Raw genomic sequence first — 20,353 nt, 5'->3', positions numbered from 1 at the left:
CCGAACTGGACAGTGCCGCGGAGCCGTTCGACGAGCGGCGCTACGAGAAGGCCCTGGCCCGTGCCGAGGACATCGAGGCGTGGGACGCCGATCGTCGCGCCGAGATCGCGCTCAAGGCGCTCGACGCCGATCACGACAGGTCCGCGCGGCTGCAGCACCTCAGCGTGGGACAGCGCTACCGCGTCAGGCTCGCGTGCCTGCTCGCCGAACGCGCCGACGTCCTGCTGCTCGACGAACCCACCAACCACCTCGACGCGGGCGCCCTGGCGTTCCTCACCGAACGCCTCCGGCAGCACCACGGCGTCGTGGTGCTCGTGAGCCACGACCGCACGTTGCTGGACGACGTCTGCACGCAGCTGCTCGACCTCGACCCGGCGCCGGACGGCGAGGTGCACCTGCACGGCGGCGGCTACCGGGCGTTCAAGGAGACCAAGCGCGCCGAGCGCCGGCGCTGGGAACAGCGGTTCGCGCAGGAGGAGGCCGAGCACGACGAGCTGGCCGAGAAGGTCGAACGGGCCCAGTCACGTTTGCGGGACGGCTGGCGGCCACCGAAGGGCGCGTTCAAGCACAAGCGCACCACCCGCGCGGCGAACAAGATGCGCACCGTCGCCCGCAGGCTGGAGGAGCTCGACGACCAGCGCGTCGCCGCTCCCCCGCCGCCGTTGAGCTTCACCGCGCCCGAGCTGGAGGCGGACGGCGACCTGCTGCACGCCACCCCGCTCGAAGTGCCGGGACGGCTGCGCCTCACCGAGCCGATCTCACTCGGCGCGGGCGAGAAGCTGCTGGTCACCGGCCCGAACGGCGCCGGGAAGTCGACGCTGCTGGCCGTACTGGCCGGTCGCCTGGCACCGGCGAGCGGCACGGTCCACCACGCCGGCCGGGTCGCGCTGCTCGCCCAGGAGTCCGCGTTCGAGAACGAGGACGCCACCGCGCGGCAGCTCTGCCCGCGGGCGGAGGAGCTCGGTCTGCTCACCGCGGCCGACCTGGCGCGCCCGGTCTCCCGGCTGTCCACCGGTCAGCGCAGGAGGCTGGAGCTCGCGATCGCGCTGAGCGGCGGCCCGCACGTCCTGCTGCTCGACGAACCGACCAACCACCTGTCGATCGCCCTGGTCGACGAGCTGACCGAGGCGTTGCACCGGACGAGGGCGGCCGTGGCCGTCGCGACCCACGACAGGCAGATGCGGACAGATTTCCGGTCGTGGCGGTCGGTCACCCTGAAATCACCTTCACGGAGTCATGAAATTTCTGTAGGTTCAGAAGCAGGTCTTCTGCCGAGCACTGGGAGGTGTGCGAGATGACCGAACTGATCTCCGACGGACTGCCGACCACGCGTCACAACCCGTTCGACCCACCCGCCGAGGTCACCGCGATCCGCGACGAGGCCCGCATGAGCAGGCTGAAGTTCGCCGACGGTCACGTCGGCTGGCTCGTCACGGGTCACCACCAGGTGCGGGAGATCCTGGGCAGCCCCAGGTTCACGACCAACCCGTCCGAGCACCACCTGCTGGACCTCAGGTTCCAGGGCGAGGCTCCCCCGGAGCGCCGCGAGGTCGAGCCGGGCATGTTCCTCAACCAGGACCCGCCGGACCACACCCGGCTGCGGAAGATGCTGCAGGGCCAGTTCACGGTCCGGCGGATGAACCAGCTGTCCGAGTGGATCGGCACGATCGTCGACGACCAGCTCGAGCACATGCGGTCGCTCGGCGGCAGGGCGGACCTCGTCAAGGAGTTCGCACTGCCGGTGCCCTCACTGGTGATCTGCGCGATCCTCGGCGTCGCCTACGACGAGCGGCACAGGTTCCAGGAGGACACGGCGACGCTGCTGAGCCTGGACTCGACGTTCAAGGAGGCCATGGACGCCCTGGCGCGCATCCAGGAGTTCATGCGCGAGCTGATCGCCCGCAAGAAGGAGAACCCGGGCGACGACATGATCAGCGACCTCCTCGCCACCGGGGAACCGACGGACGAGGAAGCGTCGAACATGGCGCTGCTGCTCCTGCTCGCAGGACACGAGACCACGGCGAACATGCTGGGCCTCGGCACGTTCACGCTCTTGCGGCACCCCGACCAGCTCAAGATCCTCAAGGACGAGCCGGAGGTGGTCGACAACGCCGTCGAGGAGCTGATGCGGTACCTGTCGATCATCCACTTCGGACCGGTGCGCACCGCGACCGAGGACGTGGAGATCGACGGCCACCTCATCAGGGCCGGTGACACCGTGGTGATGCACGTGCCCGCCGCCAACCGCGACCCCGAGAAGTTCCCCGGCAACCCGGACGAGCTCGACCTGCGCCGCCCGGCGAGCGGCCACGTCGCGTTCGGCCACGGCATCCACCAGTGCCTGGGCCAGCAGCTCGCGCGCATCGAGATGCGGATCGGGTTCTCCCGGCTGTTCAGCGCGTTCCCGGACCTGCGGCTCGACGTCGACCCCGAGGAGGTGCCGCTGCGCACCGACATGGGGATCTACGGAGTCCACTCGCTGCCAGTAGCGTGGTCGGCATGAGGATTTCCGTTGACCAGTCGAAGTGTTGCGGCTCGGGAATGTGCGTTTTGACCGACCCGGACCTCTTCGACCAGAGCGAGGAGGACGGCACGGTGGTGCTCCTGGTGGAGCAGCCCGACGCCGAGCACGAGGCCACCGCGAAGGAAGCGGCGGGCCTCTGCCCGGCGAACGCGATCACCATCAGCTGACCGGCTAACCGCGGGAAGAGCTGCCAGGCGACAACCGTGCCCCGTCGCCTGGCACCCACGGCTGTCACGAGGTCGTGCGCTCGCCCGCAACGTCTCAGGCCGGTACGCCTAGGACCTCGCCAGGCGGAGCTCGTCCACCTCCGCCTGGAAACCCGCCGCCGTCAGCGTCTCCTCCGCCTGCCGCCAGTGCTCCCGGGCCTCGTCCACGCGCCCGGCGCGGTCCAGGGCGTTGCCCAGCACGCGCAACGACCGCCCGAACTCGGGCGGCGAGTCCATCTCCCTCGCCTGGTCCATCGCGAGCGTCGCGAGCCGCAGGGCCTCCTCCGGCGAGGAGGCCAGCCCTGACCTCAGGCGCCACACCCAGATGCGGCCCTGCCGGTCGTCGTGCTCCTCGAAGAACTCCCAGGCCCGCCGCAGCTGCTCCTCGGCCGGCGGGACCTGGCCCGACCGGATCAGCGTGTCCGCGAGGAAGAGCCGGATGTTCGCCGCCATGTCCGGGTCGCCGAGCTTCTGCGCGGCGGCGAGCGAGGACCGCAGGAACTCCGCCGACAGGTCCAGCTCGCCGGTGAACTGGTGCAGCCGCCCCAGTTCCAGCGTCGCCATCAGCTCGCTCTGCTCGTCGCCCAGGCCGCTCGCGATCCGCCGCGCCCGTTCCAGGTAGCCCGAGGCCGCGGTCAGGCCGCCGGCACGCCGTTCGATGGCGCCCAGCGAGCACAGCACCTCGATCTCGCCGTGCGGGTTGCCGGACGCGGCGAACCGGGTCATGGCCTCGCGGTGCGCCTCGCGCGCCTCGGCGGACCGTCCGCTCCACTCGTGCATCCAGCCCATGCCGTACCAGCCGTAGGCCTCGCCCCACACGTCACCGGTGGCGGCGAAACCCTCCTGCGCGGCCTGGAAGTTCTCCGACGCGGCCACGTAGTCGTGCATCCGCGCGCGCAGGATCCCGCGCTGCTGGAAGAGGATCGGCTTGCGCTCCGGTGGTGCGCACGACAGCCCGAGGCAGTTGATCTGCTCCCAGTCGTCGAACCGGGCGCGCAGGTCGCAGAACGCCGCCGACCGGATCGCCAGCTCGGCCGCGAGCGCGCCGAGGCCGAGAGCGACGGCCTGCGTGACCAGGGCGTGGATGTTCTGCCACTCCGCGTCGAACCAGGCTGCCGCGTCACCCAGGTCGAACCTTTCCAGCGCGAGGGGTTCCAGCCTGATCGCCTGGTGCGGCAGCTCCGCGTCCGCTCGCATGGCGAGGTCCACCCACTGCTCGAACAACGCCTTCAACGCGACGGCCGGGTCCTCGGACGCCGCTTCACGACCGAACGCGCGCAGCAGGTCGTGCAGCCGGTAACGCACCTGTCCCAGCGCATCGCGGCCCGCGTAGTCGACCAGGCGCGCGTCCACCAGCGCCTCGACGTGGTCCTCGGCGTCGTCGAGGTCGAGGACCAGCAACGGCGACGCCATCCACGCCGGGAAGTCCGGGGTGTCGACCAGCGACAGCAACCGGAACGCCGTGCGGTGCGAGGAGTCCAGGCCGTCGTAGGACAGCGCCAGCGACGCCCGCACGTCGAGGTCGCCCAGCGACAGCTCGTCGAAGCGGCGGCGTTCGTCGGACAGCCTGCCCGCGAGCTTCGCGAGCTGCCAGTGCGGGCGCGCGACCAGCCGTGCCGCCGCCACCCTCAACGCCAGCGGCAGCTTGCCGCAGTACGTGACGATCTCCTGTGCCGCACGGGGTTCCGCGGCACACCGGGCCTCCCCGACCGCCGTCCGCAGCAACGCCAGCGCGTCGTCCGCCGGCAGCACGTCCAGCGGCACGACGTGCGCGGCCTCCAGTCCCGCCAACGCCGCGCGGGACGTCACCAGCGCCGCGCCCGAGGTCGTCCCCGGCAGCAACGGCCGCACCTGCGCCTCGTTGACCGCGTTGTCCAGCACGACGAGGATCCGCCGGTCCGACAACAGGTCCCGGTACAGGTCCACCCGATCCTCCACAGTGGACGGTATGGCGCCACCGGAGACACCGAGTCCGCGCAGCAACCTGTCCAGCGCCGCCGCGGGTTCGACGGGCTTCTGCTCGCCCCCGCGCAGGTTCAGGTACAGCTGGCCGTCCGGGAACGCGTCTCGCACGGCGTGGGCGCAGTGGACGGCCAGGGAGGTCTTGCCGACACCACCGGGCCCGGTGATCGTCCACGTGCCACCGGCGCGCAGGCCGGCCGTGAGCCGCGCGACCTCGTCGGCACGCCCGGAGAAGTCGGCGACGGCGGGCGGCAGCCATGACGGTCCCGACTGGACGGTGACCGGCGCGGAGGACCCGGCGAGCACCTCCATGTGCAGTGCGCGCAGCTCCTTGTTCGGGTCGATGCCGAGCTCGTCGGCGAGCACCTCGCTGGCCCGGCGGAACGCGTCGAGCGCCTGCGCCTGCTGGCCGGAGCGGTGCAGCGCGAGCATGAGCTGGTACCAGAACCGTTCGCGCAGCGGGTGTTCCGCGACCAGCGACCGCAGCTCGTCCACGACCTGGTCGTGCCGGCCGAGCTGCAACTCGGCGTCGTTGCGGCGTTCCAGCACCTCCCAGCGCTGCTCGTTGAGGCGCTGCACGTCGGCCTGCTCCATCCGCAGCGACGAGACCTGGTCCAGGGCGGGCCCGCGCCACAACGCCGCCGCCTCACCGAGGAGCCGCGCCTCTGTCTCCAGGTCGGGCGCGCGGCGCGCTTCGGCGCGCAGCCGTTGGAACGTCAGCAGGTCGAGCTGGTCGTCGTCGACGTGGATCGAGTAGCCGGTCGGCCAGGTGCGCACGAGCTTGCGGTCGGCGAGGTCGTCCAGCGACTGCCTCAACCGCATGACATATGTCTGCAGAGTCGCACGCGCCGCACCGGAAGGCTCTTCGCCCCAAAGGTGTTCCATCAGCTCGTAGGACGACACCGGGGCATTGGCCTTCATCAGCAACGCGGCGAGCAGGACACGCTGTTTGGCCGACCGCAGCTCCACGACTCGGCCGGAGTCGATGACCTGCAACGATCCGAGAACCCTGAACCCCCACCGCCGCTGCATGGGCCCGATCCTAACCAGCCGGTAACCTGACGTGTCAGTGATATGTCAGCGGGTCACGTGATGCTTCTCGCCCATGAGAAGGACAACCTTCGTCGCCGCCGCCGCGTTGGTACTGGGAGTGGCGACGTCCGGTCAGGCCCAGGCGGAGAGCGCGCCCGGCTGCGGACCGGTGACGCAGATCGGCGCGACCGCCTACATCGGTTCCGGCGGGCAGAAGTGGGCCTCGGTCAAGCAGTTCAAGGGCTGCGGCAAGAACTGGGCCTACATCTACACCTGGACCGACGTCCACAACGCGGGCGCCCCCTACACGCCGGCCATCGTGATCGAGAAGTGGGGCAGCCCGAACTCCCACGAGCCGTACGGCTTCGCGGGTGGCAAGCACGGCGGCTACCGGCAGAAGGAGCTGTGGTCAGGCGGCGCCGCCACGCTCGACGTGTGCACCTCCGCCCACGGCGAGTGGGAGGTCGACGGATCCCTCTACCAGGTCAGCACCGAGATCCGCTGCTGACGACCCACGACGCCGAGCAGCGCCCAGGCCCCCCAGCAGGGCGTCGCTCGGGCATGTGGCGCCGCCGGGGCCCGAAGCCCACAACCTCTCCTCGGGCCCCGGCGACGCCTTGCCGCTCAGGCCGCGCCCCGCGGCCTCATGAACTCGCCGAGGCGCGACGACAGCTCGGCCGCCGCCTCGTTGCCCCGCAGCTTGTCCGCCTCCTGCTTCAACGGCCGCATGCGGTCCCGCGTGCGGGCCGAGCGGATGGGCCCGGAGACCGCGATCGCCCTCTCCCCGACCTCCCGCGCGCACTCGGGCTCGTTCTGCACCAGGTAGTTGACCGCCAGCGCGGCGAGCCGGAACGACTGGCTGCGCGACGCGTCCTCTCCTCCTGACGAGATCGCCCTGGTGAGCAGCGGGATCGCCGTCCGCGCGTACTTCACGTCGCACGTCCGCGCGAGCTCGGTGTGGACCATGCCGCCGATCGACACGAGGTCGGCCAGGTCGAAGAACCGCGCCCACGGCGGCGCGTCCTCCGTCTCCGCCCGGTCGAACTCGTCCTGCGCGCGGGCGAACTGGCGCAGCGCCTGCCGTTCCGCGCCCATCTTCGCCAACGCCCACGCCTCGTTGGCGTGCAGGATCGACACGGCCAGGGTGGACCCGCTGGCCTGCGCGATGGGCAGACCGCGCCGGAACGACGCCAGAGCGTCCTCCGGCAGCTCGTAGTGCAGGTGCACGCGGCCCATCCGGTAGTGGATGTTGGCCTCCAGCGCGCTGTTGCCCGACGCCCGCGCGAGATCCATCGCCCGGCCGAAGTGCCGGTGCGCGGACTCCAGCAGGCCCATGTCGAACGACACCCAGCCCGCCAGGTTGTGCAGGTCCGCGATGGCCACCTGGAGCCGGTGCACCACCTGTCCGGACGAGCCCGCGTCGAGCAGGGGGTTCGCCCAGTCGAGCAACGCCAGGCAGGCGTCCCGGCAGGCACCACCGCCGTATTCGTAGTCCAGTGCCCGAAGCGCGCTCGTCAAAGTTTCGACATGCCGCCCGTCGGTTTTGTCCACACGACATGGAAATGCATCGCCGATGAACATGGCTGGTCCTCCTGACGTGCGTCGGACACTCTTCGCCGAGATAACCCGTTGCACACCGCCCGTACTCTCCGCGCCGTCGCACCATCCCATTGTTCGGCCTGGTCGGGAAGGGTCTTCTGGTATCGGATGGACATACGGGCGCGCGACCACCACAACGCCGTGGTGGTCGCGCTCAGGATTCTGGACGGTCACGCTGATCGGAATAGGCCACAAAGGTGTCGGCGAGGTGCCGCTGAATCAATTCCTCGTGATGACGCCTCACCGGAATGGCCGCTCATTTCACTCCTCCAGGGACACCACCTGGGCGGGGCACCTGTCCACCGCGTCCCGCACGCCCGGAAGGAGGTCCGCGGGCGGCTCGGGGACCAGCACGACGCCGAGCCCGTCGTCATCGGACTGGTCGAACACGTCCGGTGCGGCGAGCACGCACTGGCCCGACCCGATGCACCCGCTCTGGTCTATCCGCACGGCCGGCACGGTCACCACACCACCGGGATCTCTGCGGCGCCGTAGGTGATCATGTCGTCGCGGTAGCGCATCTCCCGGACGGGCACGGCAGGACGGAGGTTCGGGAACCGCTCGAACAGCGTCCGCAGCGCGATCTGCAGCTCCGCGCGGGCCAGGTTGGCGCCGAGGCACTGGTGCGGCCCGAACCCGAAACCGAGGTGCGACACCGCGTCGCGTTCCAGGTCCAGCTCCCCGGCGCGCGGGCAGAGCGCCTCGTCGAGGTTCGCCATCAGCGACACGCTCACCCAGTCGCCCGCCCTGATGAGCACGCCGTCGACCTCGATGTCCTCGGTCGCCCTGCGCGTGAGGCCCGCGCCGCCGAGGTGGCCGACGGTGTAGCGCATCAGCTCCTCGACCACCACGTCCGCGCGGCTCGGGTCGCGCCGGAGGACCTCCAGCTGGTCGGGCTTCTCGAACAGGTGCAACGTGAACAGGCCGAGGAAGTTGGACGTGGTCTCGTGCCCGGCCGCCAGCAGCCCGATGCAGAGGAAGATCAGCTCGTCCATGCTGAAGTCGGTGTCGTTGGCCATCAGGCCGATCATGTCGTCGGTGGTGCCCGCGGCCTTCTTCTCCGCGACGATCGGCGCGAGCACCTCCGCGAGCCTGGTGGCGTGCGCGAGGTACTCGTCCTTCGAGCCGTTCTTGCCGAAGAGGTCGCCGGCCGTGGCCTGGAACAGCTCCTGGTGCTCCGGCGGCACTCCCAGCAGCTCGGCGATGACCAGCGAGGGCAGCGGCAGGCACAGCGAGGCGACGAGGTCGGCCGGGGCGCCCTTGGCCTCCATCACGTCGAGGTGCTCGTCGACGATCCGCTGGACGCGCGGGCGCAGCTCGTTCATGCGCTTGACCATGAAGCCGCGTGCGAGAGGACGGCGCAACCGCATGTGCCCGGCGCCGTCGATGCCGTTGATGTTGCCCGGCTGGTCGGGGTCGAGCACGGCCTCGCCGGAGTCGGTCCGCAGCTCCGGGTGACCGCCCTTGCGGGTGCTGAACCGCGGGTCGGACAGCACCTGCCGGACACCGGCGTAGCTCGACACCACCCAGGCCTCGACCCCGTTGGGCCAGAGCATCTTCACCGGGCCCTCGCTGACGGCCTCGGCGAAGCCGACCGGCGGCATCAGCGGGTGGTCGCGTTCGTGCAGGACCGGGCACACGGCAGCTTCAGTCACGGTTCCCCCTCAACAGAACAGAACTGTTCTTTTGATTCTGACCGAACGTAGCGCAGCGACTACGCACTGACGAGTTGTTTGGTCCGAAAGTTCAGCCGATCAGGGGACGCAGGAGGCCGTCGACGATGTCGTCGATCACGCCCTGTTCCTCGGACATCAGCACGAACGTCGAGATCAGCGCGGTGATGAGGACGTTGGCGTTCAGCCCGGCGGGGAGCTCGCCGCGCGCCTTCGCCCGGTCCACGGCGACCTGGAGGTGCGCGGTGTAGGCGCGGTCGACGTGCTCCTCGCGCAGGCACGCGAGGTCGGCGTCCTGACGGCTGCCCTCCAGCAGCCCGAGGAAGATCCCGGCGGTGTCGAACGGCATCGGCTCGCCCCACGACCGCAGGATCTGGCGGACGTCCTCGGCGAAGGACCCCTCGTCCGGCTGGGGCAGCACGGGCAGGTTCGCCCTCAGCGCGTCCGTGATCAGCCGCGCCTTCGACGGCCAGCGCTGGTAGAGGCTCGACTTGCTCGCGCGTGCCCTGGCCGCGACGAGGTCCATGTTGAACCGGGCGTACCCGACCTCGGCCAGCACGGCGAGCACAGCGGTGAAGACCTCCTGCTGACGCTCGGGCGCGTCCAAGGGCGTGCGACCCACCCGCGATCCCCTCGTGAGGCGGCTCAGGTGACGTGCACCGTACCGCCGGGAGCGGCCGCGAGCAGACCCGTGCGCCGCACCTTCATCCACCGCAGCTGCGTGCCGTGCACCGCCGTGATCACCGACTGGATGACCACCGCGTACGTCAGCTGCCGGTAGACGAGCTGCTGCAACGGATACGCCCACAACGGCTTGAGCGACTCGCCGTCCAACCTCAACGCGTACCCGGCGCTCGCGGTCTGCGCGAGCAGGAACACCGTCCACACCACGAACGCGAGCGGGGCGTCCGCGACCAGGAACCCGTACACGACGTAGAGGTCCATCACCGGGGCGAGCAACGGCAGCAGCAGGTGGAACGCCAGCAGGTAGAGGAGCCCGAACCGGCCCATCGGCCCGCTCTCCACCAGTGCCCGCCGATGTTTCCACATCGCCTGGAAAGTGCCGTACGACCAGCGGTAACGCTGACGGAACAGGCCGTTCAGGCTGCTCGGCGCCTCGGTCCACGCCTTGGCCCGCGGCCGGTACGCGACCCGCCAGCCCGCGCGCGTGATCGCCATCGTGAGGTCGGTGTCCTCGGCCAGCGTCTCGTCGCTGACGCCGCCGACGTCGGTGATCGCGGCCCTGCGGAACGCCCCGACCGCGCCGGGAACCGTGGGGATGCACCGCAGCGCGTGCAGGATCTGCCTGTCCAGGTTGGACCCCGCGCAGTACTCCAGGTGCTGCCAGCGTCCCAGCAGGCCCTGCCGGTTGCCGACCTTGGCGTTGCCGGACACCGCGCCGACGCCGCTGTCCGCGAACGGCTGCACGAGCTCGCCGATCGTGTCCGGTTCGAAGACCGTGTCACCGTCGAGCAGCACCAGGACGTCGTGCCGCGCCTGGCGGATGCCCGCGTTGAGCGCGGCGGGCTTGCCCTGGTTGGCCTGCCTGATCACGGTGACGCCGGGCAGGCCGAGCGCCTCCGCGCGGTCCGCGGTGCCGTCCGTCGAGCCGTCGTCGACCACGATCACCTCGACGTCGGCGGGGTGGTCGTTGGCGACGATCGACCGCACCGTGGCCGCGATGTTCACGCCCTCGTTGTAGGCGGGGACGACCACCGAGACCGGCGGCGTGATCCACGGCGGCGGCTCCAGCGCGCTCTCCCGCCGCAGCCTGCGGTCGGTGTGCGCGAGGCCCAACTGCAGGAAGGTGCGCAGCAGGCCGAGCAGTGCCGCGATCGCGATCGCCGTGCCGGACAGGAGGAGCACGACACCGCCGTTGCGCTGCGACCACGTGGTGACCGCGCCGGTGAACCGCTCCGCGCCGCTCGCCGCGACGGGCCGGTCTCCGGTGACCGTGACGAACCGGTAGCCGGGCGTCCTGACCAGTTCGCGCGTGATGTCCGCGCCGATGCTGCCGTCGTCGTGCAGCCGGACGACGCCTCCGTTCTCCCGCAACGACATCCGCACCAGCGTGCCGATGTCCTGGTGGTCGCGGTCGCCGCTGTCGATCTCGGCGGGCGGGCCGACGAGCGGCGTGTGGACGCCGAGCGCCTCGGCCAGGGCGGCCTGCGCGAAGGCGAGGTCCAGCGGGTCGCCGTGGTCGCCCTCCACGCGGAAGCCGTCGATGCCGATCTGGTGCCCCTCCTCGGCGATCCGGCGGGTCACCGCGGGGTTGCGGGTGACCTGCGCGCCGGTGACGAAGAACGTCGCCTTGACGCCTGATTCCCTGAGAACGTCGAGTACCCGGGGTGTCCACTTCGGATCGGGGCCGCCGTGGAACGCCAGCGCGAGCGTGTGCTCGGGGAGCGTGATCCGTTCACCGTCGTGCCGCACGGGCTCGGGCCTGATCGCGGTGTAGGCGTGGAACGACACCACGCACATCAGCACGACCAGCCCGAGCAGGATGGAGATCCAGTGCAGCCTCGGGGCGCGCCTCACCACGCCCCCAGCAACGTGCCCACGACCACCGCGGCGGACACGACCAGTCCACTCGCGACGGTCAGGCTGACCACCCTCGCGACTACCCGTCTGCCGCCGTTCCCGTCGACGAAGACCTGCATTCCTCTTTCCCCCCGGAAAGTACGCGAACGGCGGCGACCACCATGGCCGCTCCGACCGACGCCGCGAGCCACGGGAACCCGTTGACGAACCACGGGACCGCGTCCGCGGCGAACTCCTCCGCGCTGCCCCACATCGACTGCCGCTGCGACTGCCGTTGCCAGGCCGCGTTGCCCACGGCGAGCACGACGAAGACGACCGGTGGCGCCGGTGCCACCGTCCACAACCCCACACGACGGACGAGCGCTGAAGCAGCGACGGCGCCCGTCACCGACCACACGCCGAACGACAGGCCGAGGTTGCCTCCGTCCACCCAGACCCCCGCCTGGGTGAAGACCGCCAGCACCGCGAGCGCCGCCAAACTCGGCAGCTGAACCCCCATGACCGCTTAGAGTAGAGGAGGGGGTTCTTCTCATGCATTCACGTGGTGGTCATCACCGCACTGTTCTCCTGGTCCTGCTTCGCTTCGTGTGGACGGCTCTGTGCGCGGCCGTGCTCGTCACCTCCGGCATCGCGTGGTCGACGGTGTCCACGATCTCGGCGGGGGTCGAGAGGTCGTACGCGATCCCGGACGACGCGCCGCGGTCGGCCTCCGGCCGCAACATCCTGATCATGGGCCTGACGACCCGTCTGGACATGCACGGCGAACCGCTGCCCGACGACGTGCTGCGGCGCATGCAGGCGGGCGAGAGCGACCGCGGCGGCTACAACGCCAACACGCTGATCCTGTTGCACATCCCGGTTTCCGGTCCCGCCGTGGCGATGTCCGTGCCGCGCGACAACCTCGTGCGGCTCGCGTCCGGCGGCGAGGGCAAGATCAAGGAGGCGTACGGCCGGGCCAAGATCGCCGAGGAGGACCGCCTGCGCGGCGCGGGGCAGCAGGACAGGCGGACCTTGGAACGCGCCGGCCGTGAAGCCGGTCGCCGCGCCCAGGTGGAGACGGTGTCGAAGTTCCTCGACCAGCCCGTCGACCACCTCGTGGAGATCTCCCTGATCGGTTTCTTCCACATCGCCGAGGGGCTCGGCGGCGTGGACGTGTGCCTGCGCGACGCGACGAAGGACCCGTTGTCCGGCGCGGACTTCCCCGCCGGCCCGCAACACCTCGACGCCGGCCAGTCGCTGTCGTTCGTGCGGCAGCGGCACGGCCTGCCCCGCGGCGACCTGGACAGGACCCGGCGGCAGCAGGCCTTCCTGTCCGCCGTCGCGAAGCGGCTGAAGGGCGCCGACGTGACCGCGGTGCAGGCGGTGGTCGACATGGCCAAGCAGGACGTCGTGGTCGACGCGGGGTTCGACCTGGTGGAGTTCGCCCGGAACCTCCCGTCCGAGGTGCGCTTCGAGACGCTGCCGATCGAGGGCGGCGCACGCGTGGACGGGCTCGACGTGAACGAGGTCGACCCGGCCAAGGTGCGGGCGAAGGTGACCGAGCTGGCCACCGCGCCGCCTCCGCCACCGCCGGGCGAGGGCTGCGTGGACTGAAGCCTAGTTCCGGCGCTTGGTCACCCAGGTCGCGATCTGGGTCCGCGACGAGAACCCGAGCTTCTGCAGGATCCGCTCCACGTGTCCCTCCGCGGTCCGGCGCGCGATCACCAGCCGGGCCGCGATCTCCTTGTTCGACATCCCGCCGGCGATGAGGTCCGCCACCTGCCGCTCGCGCCGGGTCAGCGGAGTGGACGCGTCCGCGTCCGGCAGCGCGGGCCCCTCCTGCTCCTCGTCGATCGCGAGCGCGATGGCGTCCTCCAGTTCCAGGTCCATGCCCTTGCGGAACACCGCGCGGAACTCCTGCGCCCCCAGCGCGGAGATCGCCTCGGACTCGCACGCGCCGTGCGGGGCGCCGAAGTAGCGCGAGCCGAACATCGGGTAGCCGACGGTCTGCCAGATCTCGTTGGTGGCGCCCAGCAACGTCGCCGCGCGCGCCGCGTTGCCCTGCGACGCCGCGATCCAGGCGAGCACCTCGATCGCGAGCACGATGCCGAGCAGGTCGTGGAACGTCCGCTTGATCCGCAGGCACTCCTTGCCGAGCTGGTCGGCGCGCGTGAAGTCGCCGCGGACCCACGCGCACAGCGCCAGCACGTAGATCGCGTACGCCTGCGCCCACAGCTCGCCGTGCGCGGCACCGACGGCCTTCGCCTCGCCGCAGAGCTGTTCCGCGGTGGCGAAGTCGCGCTGGAAGATCGCGGAGATCGCCAGCTCGATGCCCGCGAGCATGGTGTGGCTGTTGACCGTGCGCTGGTGGCGGTAGAGGGCCCTGGCCTCCTGGAACAGGGTGTCCGCGAGGCCGAGGTCGTCGCCGATCAGGTGCGTGCACGCGAGGCGGTGGGTCGCGTAGGCCAGCGCGATCCCGTCATCCGCCTCCAGCGCGTACTCGCGACACTCCTCCAGCATGCGCCGGGCGGCGGGGATGTCGCCCTGCAGCGTCGCGACGTAGCCGTTGACCCACAACGCCTTCGCCCGCACCGGTCCCGGCGCCGCGTCCGCCAGCGCGCGGTCCAGCCAGTGGCGGCCCTCGCCGAGCATGCCGCAGCCCGCCCAGTAGAACCACAGCGTGCCCGCGAGGTGCACGCAGTGCTCGCCGCCGGAGTCGAAGCAGAAGTCGAGCGCCGAGCGCAGGTTGTGGTGCTCCAGGCGGGTGAGCGAGAAGATCTGCGGCTGCTGGGGGCCGAACCACTCCTCTTCCTTCCGCTCCGCCCACTCGACGTAGTGGTCGCGGTGCCGTTGCCTCATCACCTGTTCGAGCCCGGCGTCGCGCAGCTTGCCCAGGCCGTACTGGCGCAGCGGCTCCAGCAACCGGAACCGCGTGCCGGACCGGTGCTGCTCGGACACCACGACCGACTTGTCGACCAGGCCGGTCAGCGACTGCATGACCTCCTCGTGCGCGAGGCCCTCGCCGGAGCAGACCCGTTCCGCGGCCTGCAGGTCGAACGTGCCGGAGAACACCGACGCCTGCGCCCAGAGGACCTGCTCGGGCCGCGTGCAGAGGTGGAAGCTCCAGTCCACGGCGGCCTGCAACGTCTGGTGGCGCGGGTCGCCACCCCGTCTGCCCTCGGCCAGCACGCGGAAGGTGTTGTCCAACCTGGACAGCAGGTGGTCGAGCGTCAGCACGCGCAGGCGCACCGCTGCCAGCTCGATGGCCAGCGGGATTCCACCCAGGAGAGCACAGATCTTGCTGACCTGGTCGTGGTTCTGCGAACCGAGGACGAACTTCGGCTCGACGGCCGCGGCCCGTTCGGCGAACAGCGACAGGGCCGGGGCCCGCGGCAGCGGCGCGACCTGCCACAGGTGCTCGCCGTCGATGCCGAGGCGCTCCCTGCTCGTCACGAGCAGGCGCAGACCCCGGGAGGACCGCAGCAGCACGTCCGCGAGCTTGGCGGTCGCCTCCACGACGTGCTCGCAGTTGTCCAGCACCAGCAACATCTGCCGGTCGCGCAGGTGTTCCACCAGGACCGTGCGGTGCTGACGGACCGTGTCGTCGTGCACTCCCAGCTGTTCCAGCACGGTGTGCACGACCAGTTCCGGATCGGTGACGCCACCCAGTTCGACGAACCACACCCCGTCGCGGAACGCCCGGTGCGTCTCGGCGGCAGCTCGCAGCGCCAGCCGCGTCTTCCCGACGCCGCCGACACCCGTGAGGGTGACGAGACGGGACTCCGAGAGCAGCCTCCGCACCTCGGCGACGTCGTTCCTGCGGCCGACGAAACTGGTCGTGTCGGCAGGCAGATTACCTTTGCGACCTGGGGAAAGCGAACCACCCACAGCCGAACCCTAGGTCGGCCAGATCGTCCGCTGCAATGCGGTCCCCCGGAGGTACCAATGTCGAAACACGGGTAGTTACCCCCTAGGGCCGATGCAGTCACGCAGCGAGCCTTGAAGGCTTGGGACACGCCCGTGGGAGGGGGAGCCGTGACCGGTGACGGCCTCGAGGTGGACGTCCGCGAACAGAGCGGCGTACTCGTCGTCCGGTTCGGCGGGCGGCTCGACTGGATGACGTACATGCGCGTGCAGGACGTTCTGCTCGACTGCGCCACGACGGAACTCGTGGGTGTGGTCGTGGAGCTCGACGACCTCGTGGCGGAGTCGCCGGCGTTGCTCGTCGTGTTCGACGTCGTGTGGCTGTCCGCGGTGCGCTGGCCGGGCATCTCGATGAGCATCGTCGTGAGCGACCACCAGCTGCGCTCCACGCTGGAGTCGCGTGGACTCCCCCGGCACATCCCGATGCACGCGACGACCGCGGCCGCGGTGGCCTCCGTCGTGCGGCTGGAGCACGAGGACCGGGTCGACGCGGCGCTGCCGACGTGCCGCTGCCTGCCGCACGTGGCCGAGCGGATCACAGAACGCGCCTGCGAACGGTGGGGCGTCCAGTCGATGCTCGACGTCGCGCCGCAGGTGGCCGTCGAGCTCGTGTCGCACGTCGAGGACGACAGCACTCTCGCGCTGCTGCTGCGCATGCGTGACGACAAGTTGTCCGTTGCCGTGCGCACGACCGCACGTCTCAACCTCAAGCAGTGGCACGTCATGCGGCACAACGTCGCGTCCATCGCCGTGTGCAACTTCAGCATGGGCGAGACGCCGGCGGGCGGTGGGCGGCACATCATCTGGGCGTTGCTCGACGTGCCGGAGGACGGCCGACGCCCGCCGAGCTATCTTCCGGAAGCGGCAGTCTTCACCCACCAGGGTTAACGCTTCCGGGTCTGCGTTCTACCTGGCGTGCATCGCCGCGAGGCTCGTCCGGCACGCCCGCACGACCTGGCGGTTCGCTGCCGTGTCCGGTGTTCGCGTGCCGCAGCTCGGGCAGGAGAGACGCGCCGTCGTGTCGTCGACGACCACCTCGAGAGGGCTGCCGCACGGACGGCACCAGCGGTGCCCGGTGACGGGGATGACGTGGTCGGGTGAGCTCACGCACTGGTGCAACCAGCGGCGATGCAGGCCGCACGTGACTCTGGCGTGGGGGTCGAGACCGAGCTCCTCAGCGAGGTCCTCGGCGTCGAGGACTGCCGTCAGGGTCGGGTCTCCGGCCTCGGAGGAGGTCACCAGCCTCAGGTGGGCGCGTTGCCTCATGGGTACGACACTGCTCCTTCGACGCGGCCGTGCCTACCCGCATTAATACCCGTTCAACACGCGCCGGAAGCGATTCCACCTCGCAGTGCACCTCTTCTCAGCTGCCGCGAAGCCCTTTACGCTCGAATTCCAACGGCGCAGAGGTGTATTACATGGCGAATCCTGCGTATTTCCCTCCCCCGCACTCCGCCCGCATCGGAATGAGCGATGTGGAACAGCTGGAGTCACAGACGCATTCCCTGCGGTCGGTGGACTACCAGCACGGTGGAGGGGCATGCCGGGACGCCGTCGTCGTGCGGATCTACTGGGCGCAGCAGCTGCTGGCGGCCGAGGCGTCCGATGTCGTGCGGTCGCGTCTGCTGTCCGCCGTCGCGGACCTGCACAACCTGGCGGGGTGGACGTCGTTCGACAGCGGTCAGGTGGGGGCGGCGTACCACCACTTCGACCGTGCGCTGGAGTTCGCACGTCACGACGAGGACCTGACGAACAACATCGTGTACCGACGTGGACGCGTACACCTGCATCACGGCGCGCCAGGGGATGCGTTGGCGTACTTCCAGAGGGGAGCGTTCGCACCGTTGGCGTCGAGCATCATGTTCGCGAACGAAGCGTGGGCATACGCGCGCCAGTCACGTTCCGACGAAGCGGTGCGTGCGTTGGGCAAGGCGAAGGACTCGTTCGCGTCCGCGGACCTGGCGCACGTGCCGGACTGGGCGCGGTTCCACGACGAGACCGACCTGACCGCGATGGCCGGCGTCGTCCACACCGAGCTCGGCGACACCCGGAACGCGATTCCCGCGCTGGCCTCGGCGATCGAGGGCTTCGGGCCCGCGATGGCGCGCAGCTGGACGTTCTGCCTGATCTCGCTGGCGACGTGCCACTTCCTGGACGGCGACGTCGACGAGGGCAGGACCATCGGCCTCCAGGCGATGGGCGCGGCGGAGGGGCTGCGGTCCGAGCGGGTGTGGGACCGGATGCGGCCGATGGTGCGGGCCGCGGCCTCGCACGGCGTCTCACTGCGGTGATCTTCGCGGTGATCTTCGCGGTGATCTTTGCAGAACCCGAACATTCGGCGGACCTGGTCCTGACGGTGCTCCTCCATCGTTCCGCACCATGAACATTTCGCGAATCGGTGGGCTCGTGGCCGGAATGCTGCTGCTGGGCGCGGGAACCGCGTCGGCGCAGGAGCCGATCACGATCAGCCCCGAGAAGGTGCAGAAGATCTGTTCCGACCGCGTGCCGCGGGTCGAGTCCCGCGTGAAGGCGCTGACCGACAAGATCAACGGCAGCCCCGAGACGCTGGGCTCGAAGAAGTGGATCGAGCAGAAGGCCGCCGACGCGCGCAAGGCCGGTAACACGGCGCGCGCGGACGTGCTGGACGCACGGCTGAAACTGCGGGACGCGCAGCTCGTGAAGCTGGCGAAGGCCTCGGAGCGCGTCACGAAGTTCAAGTCCGAGCACTGCGGGTCCAAGTGAGGTGGGTCGCCGCTCTCGTCCTCCTGGTGTCGCTGACGGCGTGCCGGGGTGAGGCGCCGGCGTCGGACCTCGATGATGTGGAATCAACGCTGAACAGCATCGAGTCGGACCTCAACCAGCCGGGGTGAACGCGTGGATCGTGGCCTGGTGCTCGTCGTGGAGGACGAACCGGCGATCGCCGAGCTCATGGCGCTGTACCTGCGGCGCGACGGCTTCGGCGTGCACCTGGTGTCCTCGGGGGACGCGGCACTGGCCGCGGTCCGCTCGCTCTCACCCGTGGCGGTGGTCCTGGACGTCGGCCTGCCCGGCATGAACGGCATCGAGGTCTGCCGCGCGCTGCGGGCGTCCGGCGACTGGACCCCGGTGCTGTTCGTGACGGCACGCGACGACGAGGTGGACCGCCTGCTGGGCCTGGAGCTCGGCGCCGACGACTACATCACCAAACCGTTCAGTCCGCGCGAGCTGGCATTGCGCGTCCGCACGGTCCTGCGACGCTCGTCTTCGGTCGTGCCGGACGTTCTGCAGGTGGGCGCCGTACGGCTCGACGTGGGCGAACGGCGCGCGTTCGCCGACGGCCATGAGGTCTCCTTGACCACAACGGAGTTCGGTCTGCTCTCGCACCTGATGAAGTACCCAAGGCAGGTGTTCTCGCGCGAACAGCTCTTGAGTGCCGTGTGGGGCTACTCCTCGGTGGCCGGCACACGGACCGTTGACGTCCACATCGCCCAGCTGCGCGCCAAATTCGGTGCCTTCAGTCCTATCCGGACAGTGCGTGGCGTGGGCTACTCGGCGGACGCGTCATGAACCTGGCGACACGGGTGGCGTTGCTGTGCCTGGGAGTCGCGTTCGTCGCCGTGCTGGTGGCGGGCGTCGTGTCGACCCGCCTGGTCCTCTCGACCTCGCAACAGGTGAGCCGCGAGATCCTGCGCTCCCAGGCCGACGTGGTGGCGGGCCAGATCTCCGACAACCGGGTCGAGCACATTCTGGAGGGCCAGGGCATCGCGATCGTCCGGATCACCGCGTCGGGCGAGGTGACGGGCACCGACCGCGCCGCCGTCCGCGCGGCCCGTGACGTCAAGGCGGAGCGCGTCCTGTCGGGCACTCCCGTGACCGGCGTGAGCGGCCGCCTGAACGTGGAAGCCCGTCCGTCGGGGGCGGGCGGCTTCGCCCTGGTCCAGGAGACCGAGACCAGCGGCACCTACCGCAAGCTGGTCCGCAACATCCTGTTCGCGCTGGGCATCGGCCTGGTGGTCGCCTGCCTGGCAGGACTGGCCCTGGGCACCGTGCTGGCCCGCCCCCTGCGCCGGGTGGCGTCCGTGGCCCACTCGATGAGCGCGGGCCGCCGCGACCTCCGCGTCCCCGTAGTCGGCACGGTGGAACTGGCCGAGGTAGCCACTTCGGTGAACGCCCTGGCAGATGCCTTGCAGCACAGCGAGTCCCGCCAACGCGACTTCCTGCTCTCCGTCTCCCACGAGCTCCGCACCCCGCTGACCGCCGTGACGGGCTTCGCCGAGTCCCTGGCGGACGGCGTCGTCACGGGCTCCCAGGTGGCCCCCGTCGGCACGGTGATCCTCGACGAGGCCCGCCGCCTGGACCGCCTGGTGACCGACCTGCTGGGCCTGGCCCGCCTGGGCGCCGACGACTTCCAGCTGGACATGGCCTCGATAGGCCTGGAACCGGTCGTGCGCTCCGCCGCCGAGGTCTGGCACGCCCGCTGCCACGCGCGTGGAGTGCCGTTCTCACTGGAGATCACGGCCTCACCGGTCGTGCACGCCGACGCACGCCGGTTGCGCCAGGTCATCGACGGCCTGATGGAGAACGCACTGCGCGTCACCCCGGTAGGCCGCCCCGTCGTGCTGGCCCTGTCGTCGGTGCTGGAGGTGCGCGACGGCGGCCCGGGCCTGGCCGCCGAGGACTACCCGGTGGCGTTCGACCGCGGGGTGCTGCACGCGCGGTACCAGGAGTCGCGGCCGGTGGGGACCGGCGTGGGGCTGGCGCTGGTGCACGGCCTGGTGACGCGGATGGGCGGGACGATCACGGCCGGCCCGGCGCCGGAGGGCGGCGCCGCCTTCACCGTGACCCTGCGACCCGCTAACACGATCGGGTGACATTCCGATCTGTCCACCATGGGGGACACGACCGCGTGGTTGATGTTGGCGGCAGGCGACGAC

Annotated in this window: 19 protein-coding genes; 10 read left to right on the top strand and 9 right to left on the bottom strand. The window is 70.4% G+C overall.

Features of this window, described 5'->3' with window-relative positions:
- The 3 genes from VM306_RS26400 to VM306_RS26390 all read left to right on the top strand — a co-directional run.
- A partial coding sequence (locus tag VM306_RS26400; RefSeq protein ID WP_325519784.1) for an ATP-binding cassette domain-containing protein occupies nt 1–1,298 on the top strand: 1,298 nt, incomplete at its 5' end.
- A complete protein-coding gene (locus VM306_RS26395) occupies nt 1,295–2,503 on the top strand; it encodes a cytochrome P450 (RefSeq protein WP_325519782.1) in 1,209 nt (402 codons plus the stop codon). The genes VM306_RS26400 and VM306_RS26395, both read left to right, overlap by 4 nt.
- On the top strand, nt 2,500–2,691 hold the full coding sequence (locus VM306_RS26390; RefSeq protein WP_325519781.1) for a ferredoxin: 192 nt from the start codon (nt 2,500–2,502) through the stop codon (nt 2,689–2,691). The genes VM306_RS26395 and VM306_RS26390 overlap by 4 nt, the downstream gene beginning before the upstream one ends.
- A 108-nt stretch (nt 2,692–2,799) precedes the next feature.
- Here the strand turns inward: VM306_RS26390 and VM306_RS26385 are convergent, their stop codons facing one another.
- A complete protein-coding gene (locus VM306_RS26385) occupies nt 2,800–5,724 on the bottom strand; it encodes an AfsR/SARP family transcriptional regulator (protein WP_325519779.1) in 2,925 nt (974 codons plus the stop codon).
- Between the two features lie 73 nt (nt 5,725–5,797).
- Between VM306_RS26385 and VM306_RS26380 the strand changes: the two genes are divergently transcribed.
- Entirely contained in the window at nt 5,798–6,232 is a 435-nt protein-coding gene (locus VM306_RS26380; protein ID WP_325519777.1) for a hypothetical protein, read from the top strand.
- 116 nt (nt 6,233–6,348) lie between these two features.
- Here the strand turns inward: VM306_RS26380 and VM306_RS26375 are convergent, their stop codons facing one another.
- From VM306_RS26375 to VM306_RS26350, 6 genes are all read right to left on the bottom strand, one after another.
- On the bottom strand, nt 6,349–7,242 hold the full coding sequence (locus VM306_RS26375; protein ID WP_325519775.1) for a tetratricopeptide repeat protein: 894 nt from the start codon (nt 7,240–7,242) through the stop codon (nt 6,349–6,351).
- A 342-nt stretch (nt 7,243–7,584) separates the two neighbouring features.
- Complete coding sequence (locus VM306_RS26370) at nt 7,585–7,773, bottom strand: ferredoxin (RefSeq protein ID WP_325519773.1); 189 nt, start codon at nt 7,771–7,773, stop codon at nt 7,585–7,587.
- An 11-nt stretch (nt 7,774–7,784) separates the two neighbouring features.
- The gene (locus VM306_RS26365) at nt 7,785–8,978 is read right to left on the bottom strand and encodes a cytochrome P450 (RefSeq protein WP_325519771.1); all 1,194 of its coding nucleotides are present in this window, start codon (nt 8,976–8,978) and stop codon (nt 7,785–7,787) included.
- A gap of 91 nt (nt 8,979–9,069) precedes the next feature.
- The gene (locus VM306_RS26360; RefSeq protein ID WP_325519769.1) at nt 9,070–9,618 is read right to left on the bottom strand and encodes a TetR/AcrR family transcriptional regulator; all 549 of its coding nucleotides are present in this window, start codon (nt 9,616–9,618) and stop codon (nt 9,070–9,072) included.
- Between the two features lie 23 nt (nt 9,619–9,641).
- A complete protein-coding gene (locus tag VM306_RS26355; protein ID WP_325519767.1) occupies nt 9,642–11,537 on the bottom strand; it encodes a glycosyltransferase in 1,896 nt (631 codons plus the stop codon).
- A 79-nt stretch (nt 11,538–11,616) separates the two neighbouring features.
- Nucleotides 11,617–12,036, bottom strand: a complete 420-nt coding sequence (locus VM306_RS26350; protein WP_325519765.1) for a DUF6542 domain-containing protein — start codon at nt 12,034–12,036, stop codon at nt 11,617–11,619.
- An 86-nt stretch (nt 12,037–12,122) separates the two neighbouring features.
- Here VM306_RS26350 and VM306_RS26345 point away from each other — a divergent pair, with 86 nt between their 5' ends.
- Nucleotides 12,123–13,130 (top strand): LCP family protein, encoded by a 1,008-nt coding sequence (locus VM306_RS26345; RefSeq protein ID WP_325519763.1) that lies wholly within the window; start codon nt 12,123–12,125, stop codon nt 13,128–13,130.
- A gap of 3 nt (nt 13,131–13,133) precedes the next feature.
- Here VM306_RS26345 and VM306_RS26340 read toward each other — a convergent pair whose 3' ends face one another.
- Nucleotides 13,134–15,317, bottom strand: coding sequence for an ATP-binding protein (locus tag VM306_RS26340; protein ID WP_325519761.1), 2,184 nt, complete (start codon nt 15,315–15,317; stop codon nt 13,134–13,136).
- 234 nt (nt 15,318–15,551) lie between these two features.
- Between VM306_RS26340 and VM306_RS26335 the strand changes: the two genes are divergently transcribed.
- Nucleotides 15,552–16,328, top strand: a complete 777-nt coding sequence (locus tag VM306_RS26335) for a hypothetical protein (RefSeq protein ID WP_325519759.1) — start codon at nt 15,552–15,554, stop codon at nt 16,326–16,328.
- Nucleotides 16,329–16,346: 18 nt separating this feature from the next.
- Here the strand turns inward: VM306_RS26335 and VM306_RS26330 are convergent, their stop codons facing one another.
- On the bottom strand, nt 16,347–16,706 hold the full coding sequence (locus tag VM306_RS26330) for a hypothetical protein (RefSeq protein ID WP_325519757.1): 360 nt from the start codon (nt 16,704–16,706) through the stop codon (nt 16,347–16,349).
- Between the two features lie 248 nt (nt 16,707–16,954).
- Here VM306_RS26330 and VM306_RS26325 point away from each other — a divergent pair, with 248 nt between their 5' ends.
- The 4 genes from VM306_RS26325 (at nt 16,955) to VM306_RS26310 (ending at nt 20,290) form a co-directional block, all read left to right on the top strand.
- On the top strand, nt 16,955–17,731 hold the full coding sequence (locus tag VM306_RS26325; protein WP_325519755.1) for a hypothetical protein: 777 nt from the start codon (nt 16,955–16,957) through the stop codon (nt 17,729–17,731).
- 88 nt (nt 17,732–17,819) lie between these two features.
- Nucleotides 17,820–18,182 carry a hypothetical protein gene (locus VM306_RS26320; RefSeq protein WP_325519753.1) on the top strand — a complete coding sequence of 121 codons (363 nt, stop codon included), beginning with the start codon at nt 17,820–17,822 and terminating at the stop codon, nt 18,180–18,182.
- A 132-nt stretch (nt 18,183–18,314) separates the two neighbouring features.
- On the top strand, nt 18,315–18,986 hold the full coding sequence (locus VM306_RS26315; RefSeq protein WP_325519751.1) for a response regulator transcription factor: 672 nt from the start codon (nt 18,315–18,317) through the stop codon (nt 18,984–18,986).
- The gene (locus VM306_RS26310) at nt 18,983–20,290 is read left to right on the top strand and encodes a HAMP domain-containing sensor histidine kinase (RefSeq protein ID WP_325519749.1); all 1,308 of its coding nucleotides are present in this window, start codon (nt 18,983–18,985) and stop codon (nt 20,288–20,290) included. Before VM306_RS26315 ends, VM306_RS26310 begins: the two co-directional genes overlap by 4 nt.
- Nucleotides 20,291–20,353 lie beyond the last annotated feature (63 nt).

It is taken from the genome of Lentzea sp. (assembly GCF_035525475.1).
In the GTDB taxonomy this organism is placed as follows: domain Bacteria; phylum Actinomycetota; class Actinomycetes; order Mycobacteriales; family Pseudonocardiaceae; genus Lentzea.
Note: the sequence above shows the minus strand (reverse complement) of the source record. Positions and strands in the feature narration are given on the sequence as shown.